Origin of the sequence: Sinorhizobium medicae, from assembly GCF_007827695.1 — a bacterium.
In the GTDB taxonomy this organism is placed as follows: Bacteria; Pseudomonadota; Alphaproteobacteria; order Rhizobiales; family Rhizobiaceae; genus Sinorhizobium; species Sinorhizobium medicae.
In genome coordinates this window covers 1-14,628 of sequence record NZ_VITA01000032.1, presented here as the reverse complement: position 1 = coordinate 14,628, position 14,628 = coordinate 1, and the positions used below count along the sequence as shown (strand labels likewise).

14 protein-coding genes are annotated in these 14,628 nt (G+C 58.8%); 8 read left to right on the top strand and 6 right to left on the bottom strand.

Annotated elements, in window-relative coordinates; genetic code table 11:
* Positions 1 to 141: 141 nt before the first annotated feature.
* Positions 142 to 873 (top strand): GntR family transcriptional regulator, encoded by a 732-nt coding sequence (locus FB009_RS30215; protein WP_012067058.1) that lies wholly within the window; start codon positions 142 to 144, stop codon positions 871 to 873.
* 64 nt (positions 874 to 937) lie between these two features.
* On the opposite strand, the gene FB009_RS30210 is transcribed toward FB009_RS30215, so the two are convergent.
* Complete coding sequence (locus FB009_RS30210) at positions 938 to 2,932, bottom strand: putative bifunctional diguanylate cyclase/phosphodiesterase (protein ID WP_024312392.1); 1,995 nt, start codon at positions 2,930 to 2,932, stop codon at positions 938 to 940.
* 313 nt (positions 2,933 to 3,245) lie between these two features.
* Here FB009_RS30210 and FB009_RS30205 point away from each other — a divergent pair, with 313 nt between their 5' ends.
* Positions 3,246 to 4,289: a class I SAM-dependent methyltransferase gene (locus FB009_RS30205; RefSeq protein ID WP_012067056.1), complete on the top strand. Its 1,044-nt coding sequence runs from the start codon at positions 3,246 to 3,248 to the stop codon at positions 4,287 to 4,289.
* 24 nt (positions 4,290 to 4,313) lie between these two features.
* On the opposite strand, the gene FB009_RS30200 is transcribed toward FB009_RS30205, so the two are convergent.
* From FB009_RS30200 to FB009_RS30185, 3 genes are all read right to left on the bottom strand, one after another.
* Entirely contained in the window at positions 4,314 to 5,576 is a 1,263-nt protein-coding gene (locus FB009_RS30200) for a tetratricopeptide repeat protein (protein WP_012067055.1), read from the bottom strand.
* 141 nt (positions 5,577 to 5,717) lie between these two features.
* Positions 5,718 to 6,212: a hypothetical protein gene (locus FB009_RS30195; RefSeq protein ID WP_012067054.1), complete on the bottom strand. Its 495-nt coding sequence runs from the start codon at positions 6,210 to 6,212 to the stop codon at positions 5,718 to 5,720.
* Between the two features lie 193 nt (positions 6,213 to 6,405).
* On the bottom strand, positions 6,406 to 6,906 hold the full coding sequence (locus FB009_RS30185; protein WP_225996777.1) for a hypothetical protein: 501 nt from the start codon (positions 6,904 to 6,906) through the stop codon (positions 6,406 to 6,408).
* A 940-nt stretch (positions 6,907 to 7,846) separates the two neighbouring features.
* Between FB009_RS30185 and FB009_RS30180 the strand changes: the two genes are divergently transcribed.
* Positions 7,847 to 8,635 carry a helix-turn-helix transcriptional regulator gene (locus tag FB009_RS30180; protein ID WP_145162666.1) on the top strand — a complete coding sequence of 263 codons (789 nt, stop codon included), beginning with the start codon at positions 7,847 to 7,849 and terminating at the stop codon, positions 8,633 to 8,635.
* A 78-nt stretch (positions 8,636 to 8,713) separates the two neighbouring features.
* On the opposite strand, the gene hppD is transcribed toward FB009_RS30180, so the two are convergent.
* A complete protein-coding gene (gene hppD / locus FB009_RS30175) occupies positions 8,714 to 9,826 on the bottom strand; it encodes a 4-hydroxyphenylpyruvate dioxygenase (RefSeq protein WP_012067051.1) in 1,113 nt (370 codons plus the stop codon).
* A gap of 129 nt (positions 9,827 to 9,955) precedes the next feature.
* On the opposite strand from hppD, the gene FB009_RS30170 reads away from it, so the two are divergent.
* Complete coding sequence (locus FB009_RS30170) at positions 9,956 to 10,474, top strand: Lrp/AsnC family transcriptional regulator (RefSeq protein ID WP_012067050.1); 519 nt, start codon at positions 9,956 to 9,958, stop codon at positions 10,472 to 10,474.
* Here FB009_RS30170 and FB009_RS30165 read toward each other — a convergent pair.
* On the bottom strand, positions 10,461 to 10,919 hold the full coding sequence (locus FB009_RS30165) for a MarR family winged helix-turn-helix transcriptional regulator (protein WP_012067049.1): 459 nt from the start codon (positions 10,917 to 10,919) through the stop codon (positions 10,461 to 10,463). The two genes, FB009_RS30170 and FB009_RS30165, sit on opposite strands and share 14 nt — an antisense overlap.
* 76 nt (positions 10,920 to 10,995) lie before the next feature.
* Here FB009_RS30165 and hmgA point away from each other — a divergent pair, with 76 nt between their 5' ends.
* The 4 genes from hmgA to FB009_RS30145 form a co-directional block, all read left to right on the top strand.
* A complete protein-coding gene (gene hmgA / locus FB009_RS30160) occupies positions 10,996 to 12,357 on the top strand; it encodes a homogentisate 1,2-dioxygenase (RefSeq protein WP_012067048.1) in 1,362 nt (453 codons plus the stop codon).
* Between the two features lie 93 nt (positions 12,358 to 12,450).
* On the top strand, positions 12,451 to 13,467 hold the full coding sequence (locus tag FB009_RS30155; protein WP_012067047.1) for a fumarylacetoacetate hydrolase family protein: 1,017 nt from the start codon (positions 12,451 to 12,453) through the stop codon (positions 13,465 to 13,467).
* A 16-nt stretch (positions 13,468 to 13,483) separates the two neighbouring features.
* Positions 13,484 to 14,125, top strand: a complete 642-nt coding sequence (gene maiA, locus FB009_RS30150; protein WP_012067046.1) for a maleylacetoacetate isomerase — start codon at positions 13,484 to 13,486, stop codon at positions 14,123 to 14,125.
* 160 nt (positions 14,126 to 14,285) lie between these two features.
* On the top strand, positions 14,286 to 14,628 hold a 343-nt coding region (locus tag FB009_RS30145), incomplete at its 3' end, for an ACT domain-containing protein (RefSeq protein ID WP_145162664.1).

Sequence of the window (14,628 nt, the reverse complement as noted above, 5' to 3'; positions counted from 1 at the left end):
CAAGGGCAATATCGGGTGAAATCGAGACTGTGGGGTCCGCAATGCCTAATACACTCCTACACTCCAAGTGAGGCGCGTCCCTTGACCGCTTCGAATTTGTCAGACAAGAAGAAGCACAATCGCTTTATTTGGAGAGAGGAATTGCCCGAGCCCCTTCGCGACACGCGTACCCTGGTGATCCAGCTCCGCGACCGCATCGCCGATCTGATCCGGGATGAGGGGCTCGTTCCCGGAGACAAGCTGCCGACAGAGGCGCAATTGACGGATCGCTTCAAGATTTCCCGTCCCGCGCTCAGGGAAGCATTGAAGCTTCTGGAGCAGGATGGCGCCATCTATGTCGAGCACGGCCGTGGCCGGTTCGTTTCCGCGATTTCCGCCGTCCATGTGGACAGGCCGATAACCGTCTTCGAGAGCGTCACCGATATGACGCGCCACTACGGCTATGCGACGGTTAACAAGGTGCTTTCCATTGCCGAGGAATTGCCCGATGCCATCACGGGCGGGCAATTGCGGCTCACAAGCGGCGAACGCGTGATCCGACTGGAACGGCTGCGGCTGCACAAGGAAGAGCCTATCCTCTATTGTATCGACTACATCCCGCGCCGCATTATTCCGAACCGCCTTTACGACATCGATTGGGGCGGTTCGCTGCTCGAACTGCTCGACCAGTACAGACACCGGCCGCGCATGTCCGCTGCCACGGTCACGGCAGTGATGCTTCCCGAGGACGTGGTGGAGCGTAACGATTTGCGCGATTTCGGGCCGGCACTGCTGATCCGCGAAACCTGTTTCAACACCAGCGGCGCCCCCGTCGTCTACTCCGTCGACTATCACCGCGGCAGCCATTTTTCCTTCAGTCTCGCGCGAAAGTAGCTGCGGGAGGGGCGGGCTCCCCGTGCTCTCTGGTCCATTCCTTTGGCGTCTCCCGAGGCTCCACTCAAACCGGACTTGCGCGGGTCCGCCGCCTGTCCGATGGTGGAGGAGGTTCGAAGCTTCGGGCAGGCGCCGGGCGCCCGACATGGAAGCCCTGGACGTGATCGATCCGGAATTGCCGCATGAGCGTGAGCTGCTCCTCCGTCTCCACACCTTCCACGAGGATCTTGTGTCCGCGGTTTCGCACCAGGCCGATAATGTCCCTGAGCATGGCCTTGCCCTTGGGTGTGTCGCAATCGTGAAGGAAGGATCGGTCGATCTTGACCGTGTCGAAATCGATCAGGCGCAGCCAAGACAGACCCGCGAAACCGGTACCGAAGTCGTCAAGCCATATCCTGATGCCCAGCGTCTTCAAGTCGCTGATGCAGCGCAGTATATCGGAATGCATCTCCATCTCGAGGCCCTCCGTGATTTCGAAGGCGAGCCTGCTCCCGGCCACCCCAGTTTCACCGAGAATGGACGCGACCGAAGCCGCGAAGCCCGGCGATCGGAGTTGGATCGGCGAGACATTCACGCTGACGACGGGCACATGCTCGCTTGTCAGGAGTTCCAGGCACACCACGCGTATGACCCAGCGGCCGAGGTCGAGGATCGCCCCGGTTCTCTCGGCTATCGGGATGAAGAGGCTGGGGGGGACGGACGTGCCGTCCAGCATCTTCAACCGCATCAGCGCCTCGACAGCGTCCACCCGGCCGGTGGAGAGGTCTCGTATGGGCTGATAGACGAGTGAGACGAGATCCTGGTCGATAGCGATTTTCAGGAGCGCGGCGATGTTTTCGCTTTCGTCGCTGGTCTGCGGGTCGTTCGGGTCGAAGAGGCGCGCGCAGTTGCGGCCGTTTGCCTTCGCCCCGTAGAGCGCGCGGTCCGCTTCATGGATCAGCCTCTCGAGCTTTGAACCGATCTGGTTGCGGGTGAAGCCTGCACCGACGCTTACCGTTACGATCGACATGCCGTCGCGGCGCTGTTCGTGCGGCAGAGCGAGGTATTCGACGCTGCGTCTAATGGCTTCCGCCAGTTCCGCCGCTCGCTCTCTCGTCTTCAGCCTTGCGAGTACGATGAATTCCTCGCCGCCGTAGCGGCCGATCGAGGCATCGTAGCGCGCGATCGAGTCCTTCAATGCATTGGCAACGAGAACAAGGCAGCGATCGCCTTCCTGATGGCCGTAAAAATCGTTGTATCTCTTGAAGAAATCGACATCAATAAGGACGGCCGCGAAGCTGTTCCCGCCTCTTTGCCAGTCGCTCCAATAATCCCTCAGCTTCTGGTCGACAGCACGGCGGTTGTCGAGCCCGGTGAGCGAATCCGTGTGCGAAAGACGGAGCAGAGCCTTTCCGCGTTCCGAGGCTTCCTTCTGCTGGACCTTCGCCTCGAAGGCGTTGAGAAAGACCTTGTATCGCTCCCGGTTGAGTTTCCAGTTCACATAGGAGGTGAAGACGAAACACGAGACGTAGAAGGTTCCGAAGGCGACCTGATAGGAAACGGTTCTCGGAACGTAGAAGATCATAACGAGAAAAAACGTGGCGAGGACGATGCCTGACGTAGCAACCGATAGGCGAAAGTGAAAACTGAAGAATAGATTGGCGCCCATCATGAATATCGCGCCGAAAATCATGTAATAGGCAATGTTATCGGCGTGGACCGTCATGAGCGACGGGAACAACCAGCCCCAATACCCTGCCACGAGTGCACCGGCGCAGGTGAGATCGAGCCATTTCGTGTGGGCATGCATCCGAAACAGGACTTCGATTGCTGTGATCGCCGTGGCGCCCACCGCAACACGTGCCAGGATCGCATAGAACGCGACATCCGGAACGAGCAGGATATCCGTTGCTGCAAACAGAATATAGACGGCCACGGCTACCCAGAGACCCTGTCGGGTCTCCATGCGGCGCACGACCTCGCCCTCTCTCCGATAGAGCGTTTGCAGCTCTACGGATTGCGGTCTGGGCGGCTGCGCCTGCAGATCGATATCAATTACCTCGGCCAACATGTGCCTCACGCACCGATCCAAATCTTTTTTTGCCGCCTTCCGCGAGGCTAAAGCTCCTTGCCGGAGCAACGCGTCTCAGGTGTTTCATGCCCCATCCATTCCAATACGTGCCCCACCGCCGACAGTCAGAAACGCCTGGAACAATAGTCGAGGCAAATTAAGTTTTGCTGAATTGAGCAAGATCAGTACAGCGGTGAATAGTGTATTGATTTAATCCAATGGCTATTTTTATTAACCATGTTATTCGAAAACTTGAAACCAGGCTAGCGCGACACCCATACCCGAGCATAATGTTAACAAACTGTTAACGGATGAGTAGAGCGTGAGCCAATTTCAGATCGTATTAGACGGCGAGAGCCTTATTACGCCCGCCGCAATCGCAACCGAATTCAATTCAAACAGAATCGAGTTTCACGAAGAACATCTGGCTACAGGGAGAGCCGAGATTGCGCTGATTCTGAACATAGCGCAGCAACAGTTCGCAAACGGGCGCGAACCTTACGAAATAATACATAGATTAGCCGGCTCCCTTCATGAGACGCGCAACAAATATCATCAAAGTGTCTGGCAGAATCTGATACCGATAATCCAGGGTCACGCCGTGTCGGAGTTCTTCCTCCAGGATCCCTTTACGCGGTGGTCTTTCGAAAAGCCGCGCGGTTATTCAGGCGATGCTCAATTGCTCGACTTTATCTATGGGCATCACAGTATTGCTGGGGAAGTCGCCAAGGCCACGCCGCTTGGGCGGGCGCTCTACGATTACACCAAGGACGCCTCGTCTTCGGTGGCTGTGCGGGAAAGACGCGATCTGCTGACAAGCCATGTCGATGACATCGCGGCGAAACGGGGAGGGGAGGCGGAGATCCTGACGATCGCTGCCGGGCACCTGCGTGAAGCCAACCGCTCGATAGCCTTGCAGGAGCGCGGCTTGAAACGGTGGGTGGCCCTCGATCAGGACCCGCTGAGCGTCGGTTCGATTGCGCGCGACTTTGCAGGAAGCCGCGTTGAAGCTGTTGACGGATCTGTCAGAAGCCTTCTCACAAAGTCCCAGAAGCTTGGCCAGTTCGACTTCATCTACGCGGCGGGGCTTTACGACTATCTTGCAGAAAAAGTGGCGGTGAAGCTCACCAGGAGATGCCTGGAAATGCTGAAGCCGAACGGCGTCTTCCTCTTTGCAAATTTTGCGCGCGACATTCAGGTCGACGGATACATGGAGACCTTCATGAACTGGGCGCTGCTGCTGCGATCGGAATTCGACATGTGGCAAATCATTCATGCCAGCGCGGACAGGCAGACCATCGATGCGCGCGTCCAGTTCGGTGCGAACCGCAACATCGTCTACGGCATTATCCAGAAGCGTTCATGAGATTCCGCTCAAAGCGCGAACGCGTCAGTGCTTCATTTTCCAGCCCTTGAAGCGGAACAGCTGCAGCCCTGCATGCAAGCGGGCCGACGTGCCGGGAGGCAGCGAAGGTGAGAGCAGCGGCTGGCCTGACTTTTCAAGCCGGGCCGCGAAGGATTGGGCAGTCTCGCTGGGCTCATCGCCGAAGGGCGCCCAGGACAGCGACGGCTGCCCTTTTTGATCATGCTGCTCCTCTCCGTCCTGCTCTCCCATGCCTGCGACATCTTTAAGGCGGCTCAAGATTTCTTGAGCCTTAGCCCTGCAAAGAACATGGTTGGTGTCGTCGGACAGGACGTCGTCAAAGCTTTCGAAGGCAGCGACAGCAGCATCCCTCCGGCCCGAGGCCAAGTGCGCGACGGCGAGTTTGTAGCGCACGGCCCCTCGCTGCGGATGTCGGACAAGGAGCTCCTGAAACGTCTTGCTCGCCTTGCGGTAGAAACCCTGCGCCATCTGCGTGTCTCCGATCCAGTGCAGCACGTCGTCCGGATTCGGAACCGTCGGCAGCAAGGTCCGGTAGAAATGCTCGGCTTCGTCGTATTCGCCCACGTCGTTCAAGAGATGCGCAAGGCGAAAGCGCGCCTCGACATGACCCGGAACGGTGCGGATCAATTGCCGGTAGCCAGCTTCCGCCCCGTCGAAATCGCCGAAAGCGTGCAACGCCACGGCCCGCTCCAAAACAAGGCCGAGGCTGCGGTGATTGAGGCAGTCGTGCAGGTTCCTGCCTGTGAGCGTTCTCAACAGCACCGTTTCGAGACGGCGCCCGCAGGAGTCGATTCTCTCTCCTTCGTCGGCGGTGTCGACGCGCGCAAACGTCCCGTCTGAAAATGCGCCGAGCAGCCGGTCGAGCCGCGCCGAGGCCTGACCGCAGTGATCAAAGCGGATGCTGGTCCAGTTTTCTGCCGCGAGGATGCCGGCGAATGCGTCTGCCGCCTCGTTTTCGAGGCCGGGCGCGCAGAGAAAACCAGTGCGGCCGGTGCCGTGATTGCCGATCATCAGGATTTCGTCGACGAATATGCCTGTGTTCTCGTCCTGAGAAGTCGCCAGCTCGAGCGGCAAGAATGCGTCGTACCGCTTTCCTGCGGAGCTGTGTTTCCAGGCCAGAATGAGCCACCTCTCGCGGCGAGGAAGGTATTCGTTCAGCCAGGGCCAGGACAGAAACGCGTGCGCTTCAGAATCTGAACGATAAATTTTGTTCCAGTTTCTATGACTTTGTTTGAATTCTTCTATGCAGTCGATGACGTGGACTGTCATTGTAGCCTCTTCGAGGCAGTATACTCGATACTCGCCAAAATGGTTTCGTTAGTAAACAAGTGACTTTAATACTGCTGCAAATCAATATACACCCTGTGAATGCGCCGGACAACCACCGAGTGCCGGTATTCGACAGCTCCCCTATATCGAGCGCTCATCGAAGTTCGGTCTTGATCGGATAAACGTCCAAAGACGTTTGCTGATCTCGGTGATCTCGCGGACAGCATTGTCCAGACGCTCCATCTCGCGCGCGTCGAGCTGCTCGACCTTGCCGTAGCGCACGTCCTTCTCGCCCTCGACGAGCCGCATCAACTGCGTGCTTGAAATTTCCCCCTGCTCGTCGACCGAGTAGATGCAGTGATTGTACTTATTGCGCATCTTCGACTGCTGCTTCAGGCGCTCGGTGATGGCGAGGACTTCGTCTCGCGTCTCCGTCGGTATCCGTGGCAGCTTTGCCAGGCGTTCCGTCAGATCGATACGTGCGCGTGTCGTATTCAGCGTCAGAAAAACGACGATGGCCGCGTCCTTTTCCACCCCCAGAAGATGGGCGATAACATAGATCAGCAGGCTTTCGGTGTTGGTCCACACGTAGTTCAGGCGGCCAACGAGCAAAAGCACATCCTGTGCAGCCGCCATTGCTATCTCCGATCACTAAAGCCCTTTATGGCTCATGGAGCCGTTCTGCCTGCGCCGCGGCGGCCGGATCATCGGGCGATGGAGGGAGAGGGGGCTATGATCGGCAGCATCGAAGCAAGCGATATCGTGGGCCCCGACTTCATATAAGATCCCGGGATCATAGTTTTTCGGCACTACGAAATGAGTAACAATCTCATTGATCTTCTCCGAGTGCATCATCCGATCTTTCCGGCGTTACGCGTGGATTGCCGCCAGGGTTGCTGTCGCCGGCGTTGGTGAGAAGGTTCGCGCCCTGGACGATCTCGTGTTGAAAATCCGGGCCTGTCGGTTCCACAGATCCCTCCGTGGAGGGGCCGGAGGCAAGATCGGCATCGCCGTTGCTTGGCAGATCACCGACGTCAAGCGAAAAGGAAAAGCCCTCGCCAACAGAGAGGGCAAGATCGCCCCCGGCGGATTCGGTGAGACTGGTCCTGCTACTGGCAACCGACCTACTGGACAAGTCCGTCGCTATGCCGTCGGCAAGCGCAGCCGTCTTCAGCTCGTCATTGTCACTGAAGTTGTCGTGAAGCCCCGGATTCTTCTCTGAGGAATCGGGCATAAGCTCTTTCTCGTAAGAGGGAGCCAGCACCGAAACCCCTTCATCTTTTAAGGATTTTTGAGGCGCTGGCTCTTTTAGTGGTTTGGCGGAAATCAAACATTCCGTCTGCGTTTGCAATGTAATTTGAGCGCGTAAACGCGCCTAAATTTATACGTGCGGTAATTTATTGTGGTACGATTTGTCATAATAAACGTGAGTATTTATACTTCCGGTCTGCAAAGCGGAACAGTGACCGAAGACGCACAAACGTTGGTGCGACGATCAGAGTGTGGTCCGGAACGCAGCGCAGTGTAAGCTACCAATTGTGGTTATATGGACTCGGCACCGCTCCTTTTAATCTGCGTTCCCGTGCCTCTACTCCATTGCCCGCTGCGTTGTGGTATCAGGCCGTACGGCATTCGGATGCCTTGTCGCGCTAATGCCACGGAAAACATTCAGAAATACGAGCGAGGGACGCACGTCTCCACCCATGCAGCCTGGGCGGCTCAAGCGTAGCCGACCTGCATGTTGCCCTATGAAAATGCCGTCGGGTCCCCACCCTCGCGATAACCCGATGTGAGTATCGCCGTCGTAAGACGGGGACGAAATAATCTGCGCGCGCTTCTACGACAGGTTTGCCGGTCCGACAGCCCGAAAAGGGAGCCCGTAAATCTGTGCGGCAAGCGCATCTCGACTCACAACGTCGGGTGAACGTGTTTATGCTTCATGCCGATCCGGCCTGAGTTCATATAATCCGCAGTCGCCGACCCCCCAAAACGAAGGGTGAAGGGGCGAAACGTGCAGGATGCCGGCGCCTCGGCATCATTCGCCCTCGATTCGCCCAAAAATGGTTCATTTCCGAACGATTAAGACAGGATTGTGGCTGTTGCGTAATCCTTTTGGGCGGTTTTACATCCCCCATATTTACGATACATTATCCAACGTAAATTATTTTTTTCTAATATATTTTTATTCCAAAACAAATTTTCACAGAGCGGGCCTTCTCCAGATGGGTAAAAAACCCGTAAAAACCAAGGGGAAGTCCCAGGAGGGGCTAATGTTACGTGCGACCTCGGGGTTGGGCAGTTTCCAAGACAGCAGAAGCGTATCACCGGAGAAAAGCAAAATAGTCATGCTCGCAAGGACGGACCTCTTCGCCGAGTGTCTGGCCCAGGCGATAGGTTCACGGTTCCAGGATCAGGACGTGGTGCGCCTTTCGGATGCCGATAGCCTTCTGGACGGCAATCTCGTGAATGTGTCGCTGGTCATGCTCTACCGGGTACCGGCCACGACCTTTCCATCCACCATCAGAATGATCCATGAGTTTCATCCTAAAGCGGCGGTCGGCTTGCTGGTTGAGAACGCGGAAGGGCTCGACGCGTCGGTTGCGCACCTGGTCGAAGAGGGGATGATCCACGGCGTGTTGCCGCTAAATCTCCATCTCGATGTTTGCCTTACCGCCATCGACCTCCTGATGAAGGGCGGCGAGCACTTTCCCGCGGCACTCCTCAGACGGCTTGCGCCGAAGAATCCCGGAGAGCGGGACTTCTCTGGCCCGAACGAAACGGCATCTGAAAACGGGAATCCGGAGCGCAGCAAAGGGCTTGGCCAAGTCGTGCTCACGACACGCGAGATCCAGATTCTCGATCTCATCTGCATGGGCACGCAGAACAAGATCATTGCAGATCGACTCGGCCTGTCCGAAAATACCGTGAAGGTTCACGTCCGCAACATCTACAAGAAAATGAACGTTCGCAATCGAACCGAGGCGGCGTCGCGCTATTTCAGAAGCGATGAAGGCCTAGGCCCTTCTCGCACGCCGCCGCCGACGCGCTGGCGCAATTGACAGCCATCCGGAGCCGCGCGGCCTTTACGCGGCCGCGCGGTTGCCTCACGTTCGCGGCGGTATTTTCCCGGTCATGCTCTACTCGGCCGCCTCGTGGCCAAGTACGCCGCGGCGGATCTGGTCGGCCTCGATCGATTCGAACAATGCTCTGAAGTTGCCCTCGCCGAAGCCTTCGTCACCCTTGCGCTGAATGAATTCGAAGAAGATTGGTCCGATCACGGTGCGCGAGAAGATCTGCAGCAGAATCTTCGTCATGCCGCCATTCACCACACCCTCTCCATCGATCAGGATGCCATGTTTCTTCATCCGGTCGATCGGTTCGTCGTGTCCGCGAACGCGCTGGTGGGACATCTCATAATAGGTTTCAGGCGGTCCCGGCATGAACTTCAGACCGTTTGCCGCGAGTTTGTCGGTCGCATCGTAGATCGCCTCGGTACCGACCGCGATGTGCTGTATGCCTTCGCCTTTGTACTTCGTCAGATATTCCTCGATCTGGCTGGTGTCGTCCTTCGATTCGTTCAGTGGGATGCGAATCTTGCCGCAAGGTGAGGTGATCGCCCGGCTGACGAGGCCGGTGATGCGGCCGTCGATGTCGAAGAAATGGATCTGTTTGAAATTGAACAGTTCGCGATAGAAGGCCCACCACTTGTCCATATTGCCGCGATAGACATTGTGGGTCAGGTGGTCGAGATAATAGAAGCCGACGCCGGCCGGCTTCGGATCACGCTCGCGCAGCCATTCGAACTCGGCATCGTAAGCGGACCCTTTCTCGCCGTAAACTTCCACGAAATAGAGAAGCGAGCCGCCGATGCCGACGATCGCCGGTACGTCCAGGCTCTTGTCGTTGCCGGTATAGGCCTCGGCGCCGTTCGATACGGCGTGCTCGAAGGCATGCTTCGCGTCGACGACGCGCCAGGCCATCGACGGGGCGCAGGGCCCGTGTTCTCCGACGAAGCGCATGGCATGCGAGCCGGCTTCAGCATTCAGGACATAGTTGATGTCGCCCTGTCGCCATATCGTGATGTCCTTCGTCCTGTGCCTGGCAACCGGTGCGTAGCCCATGCGGCCGAAGAGTTCCGCAAGCTTCTCCGGTTCCGGATGGGCGAATTCGACGAACTCGAACCCGTCGGTTCCGGCGGGATTGTCCGCCGAGATCGCCGGCGGCGGTGCGTCATGTGGAAATGGGCCCATCGTCAGTCTCCTCCAACGTCCAAACTCTGCTGGATTATGACGCAATTCCGATGCATGTTGCTTGTATTCTTGCGCGATTCAGCGGAATCTCTGCATGAAATGTGCGTAACGTCGTTTGCGGGTGCACGAATGGAGCAACTTGACGGATTCGACCTCAAGATTCTGAGCGAGCTTCAGCGCGATGGTCATCTGACCAACAACGAGTTGTCCGAACGCGTCGCGCTCTCTCCTTCGCAGTGCTCGCGCCGCCGGACGCGTCTGGAGGCGGAAGGCATCATTACCGGCTATCAGGCGCAGATCGACCGACAGAGACTGGGACTCGACCTGATGGTGGTGATTTCGGTCACGCTGGCCACGCACAACCGCGACAATGCCAAGCGCTTCGCCAATCTCGTCTCGGCCCTGCCGGAGGTGCTGGAGGCCTATGCGCTGACCGGTGAAATGGATTACCACCTGCGTGTCGTGACACCGGATCTTGCCGGACTCTCCCGCTTCGTCAACGAGGTGCTCCTTCCGCATGACAGCGTGCAGCACGTCAAGACATCGATCGTGCTTGAGACGCTCAAGAGTTTCGAGGGGCTGCCGATACCGACGCAGATGAAGGGTGCCGCCGCCATGCGCGTCGCTGCGAAACCTAGTCCGGCGTGACCGGCTTCTTCATCGCCTGCTCAATCGCCCGCAGACCCTTCAAGAGCGCCTCCATGTCCCGCGTGCCGATCATCGACAGCAGTTCTGCCTGATAACCACGCGCCAGCTGTGTCAATTCCTCATAGGCTTGCTTACCCGCCGCCGTCAGCTCCAGATGCTCGAATCGGCGGTCCCGCCCGTCCTCCTCCCGCCTCAACCAGCGGCGCCGCTCCAGGCTATGGACTGCGCGGCTTACTTTCGTCTTGTGCATGGTGGAGTGCGCGCCGATTTCGGTAGCCGTCATGCTGCGGCGCAAGCTGCCCAGTGCCGCAAGCGTACGCCATTCCGGCCGGGTCAACTGGTAACGCGCCTTATATTGTGCGGCAAAGCGCAACGCGACGAATTCCGCCGCCCGGTTCAGCCGATAGGGCAGGAAGTTCTCCAGTTCGAACCGGTTCTCGGCCATGCTTCCTTCCTTGATAGTTACAAAATCGATAGTTACGATCGTAACTAATAGTCGACGGGAAGAGGAGGTTCAACCCATGTTGGAGAAGGCGGAAAGGCAGCGGAAGGCGGCCCCGGATCAGCAGCGCTCCGCCGGCTACATGCCGGGATTTGGCAACGACTTCGAGACGGAGAGCCTGCCCGGATCGCTGCCGCAGGGGCAGAACAGCCCGCAGAAGTGCAACTACGGCCTCTATGCCGAACAGCTTTCCGGATCGCCCTTCACTGCACCGCGCGGCACCAATGAGCGCTCGTGGCTCTACCGCATCCGTCCAAGCGTCCGGCATACGGGGCGCTTCACGAAGATCGATTATCCGCATTGGAAGACGGCGCCGCATACGCCAGAGCATTCCCTGGCGCTCGGGCAATTGCGCTGGAGCCCTTTGCCGGCCCCCTCGCAGAGCCTGACCTTTCTTCAGGGTATACGCACCATGACGACCGCGGGCGACGCGCTGACGCAGGTCGGCATGGCCGCACATGCCTATGCCTTCAATGCCGATATGGTGGACGACTATTTCTTCAACGCCGATGGCGAGCTGCTGATCGTTCCGGAAACGGGGGCATTCCAGGTCTTCACCGAACTCGGCAGGATCGACGTGGAGCCGTCGGAAATCTGCCTCGTACCGCGGGGCATGATGTTCAAGGTTACACGCCTCGGCGATGAGAAGGTCTGGCGCGGCTATATCTGCGAGAATTACGGAGCGAAGTTCACGCTGCCGGACCGCGGACCGATCGGCGCCAATTGCCTGGCCAATCCGCGCGACTTCAAGACGCCGGTCGCCGCCTACGAGGACAAGGAGACGCCCTGCCGCGTACAGGTGAAATGGTGCGGCTCCTTTCATACGGCCGAGATCGCCCACTCACCGCTCGATGTCGTCGCCTGGCATGGCAATTATGCGCCCTACAAATACGACCTCAAGACCTTCTCACCTGTCGGTGCGATCCTGTTCGATCATCCCGACCCGTCGATCTTCACGGTGCTGACCGCGCCGTCCGGGGAGGAAGGGACGGCCAATGTCGACTTCGTCATATTCCCGCCGCGCTGGCTGGTCGCCGAGCATACGTTCCGCCCGCCCTGGTATCACCGCAACATCATGAGCGAGTTCATGGGCCTTATCCACGGGCGCTACGATGCGAAGGAGGAGGGTTTCGTGCCGGGTGGCATGAGCCTGCACAACATGATGCTGGCGCACGGTCCGGATTTTTCCGGCTTCGAAAAGGCGTCGAACGGCGAACTGAAGCCGGTAAAGCTCGACAACACCATGGCCTTCATGTTCGAAACCCGTTTCCCCCAGCAGCTGACGACGTTTGCCGCCGAGCTCGAGACGCTGCAGGACGACTACATCGATTGCTGGTCAGGCCTCGAGCGCAAATTCGACGGCACTCCCGGAATCAAGTGACTTCCGCCGGCAAATCGTGACATGCTGCCGAAACGGGCAAAAAAATCTGCGCCGTCCGGCGCGGAGCAACAACGCATCGGGAAACACCAATCCATGAAACTCGCGACGCTGAAAGATTCCACCCGCGACGGCAAGCTCGTCGTGGTCTCCAAAGATCTGACCCGCTGCTCCGAGGTGGGCCACATCGCCCGCACGCTGCAGGCGGCGCTCGACGATTGGGTGCATGCGGGTCCGCGGCTGGAGCGCGTCGCCGAGGGGATCGAGACCGGCTCACAGCCGACGATGCGGTTCCATGAACACCACGCCGCCTCGCCGCTGCCGCGTGCCTTTCAGTGGGCGGACGGATCAGCCTACGTCAATCACGTGGAACTTGTCAGAAAGGCGCGCAATGCCGAGATGCCGGCGAGCTTCTGGACCGACCCGCTGATCTATCAGGGCGGCTCGGACAGTTTCCTCGGACCACGCGATCCCATTCTCATTACCGACGAGGCCTGGGGCATCGACATGGAAGGTGAGGTCGCAGTCATTGTCGACGACGTGGCCATGGGCGCGACGCTCGATGAGGCGAAGGCCGCGATCCGGCTGATCATGCTCGTCAACGACGTCTCCTTGCGGGGGCTCATTCCCGGCGAGCTTGCCAAGGGATTCGGCTTCTATCAATCGAAGCCATCCTCGGCCTTCTCGCCGGTCGCGGTAACGCCGGAGGAGCTTGGTGAGGCCTGGGATGGCGGGAAGTTGCATCTCCCCCTTCATGTCGATCTTAATGGTGAGCCCTTCGGCCGGGCCGATGCCGGCGTCGACATGACTTTCGACTTTCCTTCGCTGATCGTGCACGCCGCGCGAACGAGGCCCCTTTCGGCCGGTACCATCATCGGCTCGGGCACCGTCTCCAACAAGCTCGACGGCGGCCCGGGCAAGCCGGTCTCCAAAGGCGGGGCAGGCTATTCGTGCATTGCCGAGTTGCGCATGATCGAGACGATCGAGGGCGGTGCGCCGAAAACGCAGTTCCTGAAGGCCGGCGACGTCGTCCGCATCGAGATGAAGGATCGCGCCGGCCATTCGATCTTCGGCGCCATCGAGCAGAAGGTCGGCAAATACGAACGCGGCTGACAAGGACCAGGTAGCAGTGGCGAACGAAACCGTCCTCTACGACTATTGGCGCTCGTCTGCGAGCTATCGGGTGCGGATCGCCCTCGGTCTCATCGGCGAGAACTATCGGTCGGAACAGGTGGATCTGCTTGCAAAGGCACATCGCGCGCCGGAGCATCTCGCCCGCAATCCGCAGGGGTTGGTACCGGTGCTGGACATCGATGGCCAGCGCCTTACCCAATCGCTCGCCATTCTCGAATATCTCGCCGAGACACGGGAGGGGACAGGCATTCTTCCGGCCCGACCCCTCGACAGACAACGCGTGCGGGCGCTCTCTTACGCCATAGCGATGGATATCCATCCCGTCTGCAATCTCGGCGTCGTCGGCTATGTGATGGCGAGCGCGGGGGACGGGGAGGCCGCTCGCCGGGCATGGATGCAGAAATTCATCGGCGAGGGCCTCGCTGCCTTCGAGCGTATGTTGGACCACCCCGCGACCGGTGCGTTCTGCCATGGCGACAGCCCGACGATGGCGGATATCTGCCTCGTCCCGCAGGTCTACAATGCGCGACGCTGGGGCGTCGATCTATCGACCTTCCCAAAAATCGTTGCCATAGATCGGATTTGCGGCGGGATCGGTCCCTTCCAAACGGCGCATCCCGACAGGGCAAAGCCTTGAACCCGGAGAGGTGCGGTTCCTTCGTCCTGCACATCGGACGTGGCCTGTTCCGTCCAGCCGATGTCGCGAATGGATCGGCGGACCGCAAGTCGCCGAGCTAGTTTTCGCGTGACTGCCCGTGTATGGGGGCGCGGAAACACTCACGAACGAGAGACCATCGATGAAAAGCTATGTGCTGACCGTCACCTGCAAATCCACCCGCGGCATCATTGCGGCAGTTTCCGGCTATCTCGCCGAAGCGGGCTGCAACATCGTCGACTCGTCGCAATTCGACGATCTCCAGACGGGTCTGTTTTTTATGAGGCTGGCCTTTGTCAGCGAGACAGGCGCGAAGGCCGCCGAATTGCGCGAAGGCTTCGAACCGGTCGCCAAGCGCTTCGGGATGACGGCGGAGATCCGCGATACCGAGGAGCGGATGAAGGTTCTTCTGATGGTGTCGCGTTTCGGCCATTGCCTGAACGACCTGCTCTACCGCTGGAAGATCGGGGCGCTGCCGATCGACA

What these genes read in the sequence shown, in the direction of transcription:
- FB009_RS30200 (WP_012067055.1), bottom strand. Translation starts at nt 5,576, where the DNA reads ATGACAGTCCACGTCATCGACTGCATAGAAGAATTCAAACAAAGTCAT.
- FB009_RS30195 (WP_012067054.1), bottom strand. Translation starts at nt 6,212, where the DNA reads ATGGCGGCTGCACAGGATGTGCTTTTGCTCGTTGGCCGCCTGAACTAC.
- FB009_RS30180 (WP_145162666.1), top strand. Translation starts at nt 7,847, where the DNA reads ATGTTACGTGCGACCTCGGGGTTGGGCAGTTTCCAAGACAGCAGAAGC.
- hppD (WP_012067051.1), bottom strand. Translation starts at nt 9,826, where the DNA reads ATGGGCCCATTTCCACATGACGCACCGCCGCCGGCGATCTCGGCGGAC.
- FB009_RS30170 (WP_012067050.1), top strand. Translation starts at nt 9,956, where the DNA reads ATGGAGCAACTTGACGGATTCGACCTCAAGATTCTGAGCGAGCTTCAG.
- FB009_RS30165 (WP_012067049.1), bottom strand. Translation starts at nt 10,919, where the DNA reads ATGGCCGAGAACCGGTTCGAACTGGAGAACTTCCTGCCCTATCGGCTG.
- hmgA (WP_012067048.1), top strand. Translation starts at nt 10,996, where the DNA reads ATGTTGGAGAAGGCGGAAAGGCAGCGGAAGGCGGCCCCGGATCAGCAG.
- FB009_RS30155 (WP_012067047.1), top strand. Translation starts at nt 12,451, where the DNA reads ATGAAACTCGCGACGCTGAAAGATTCCACCCGCGACGGCAAGCTCGTC.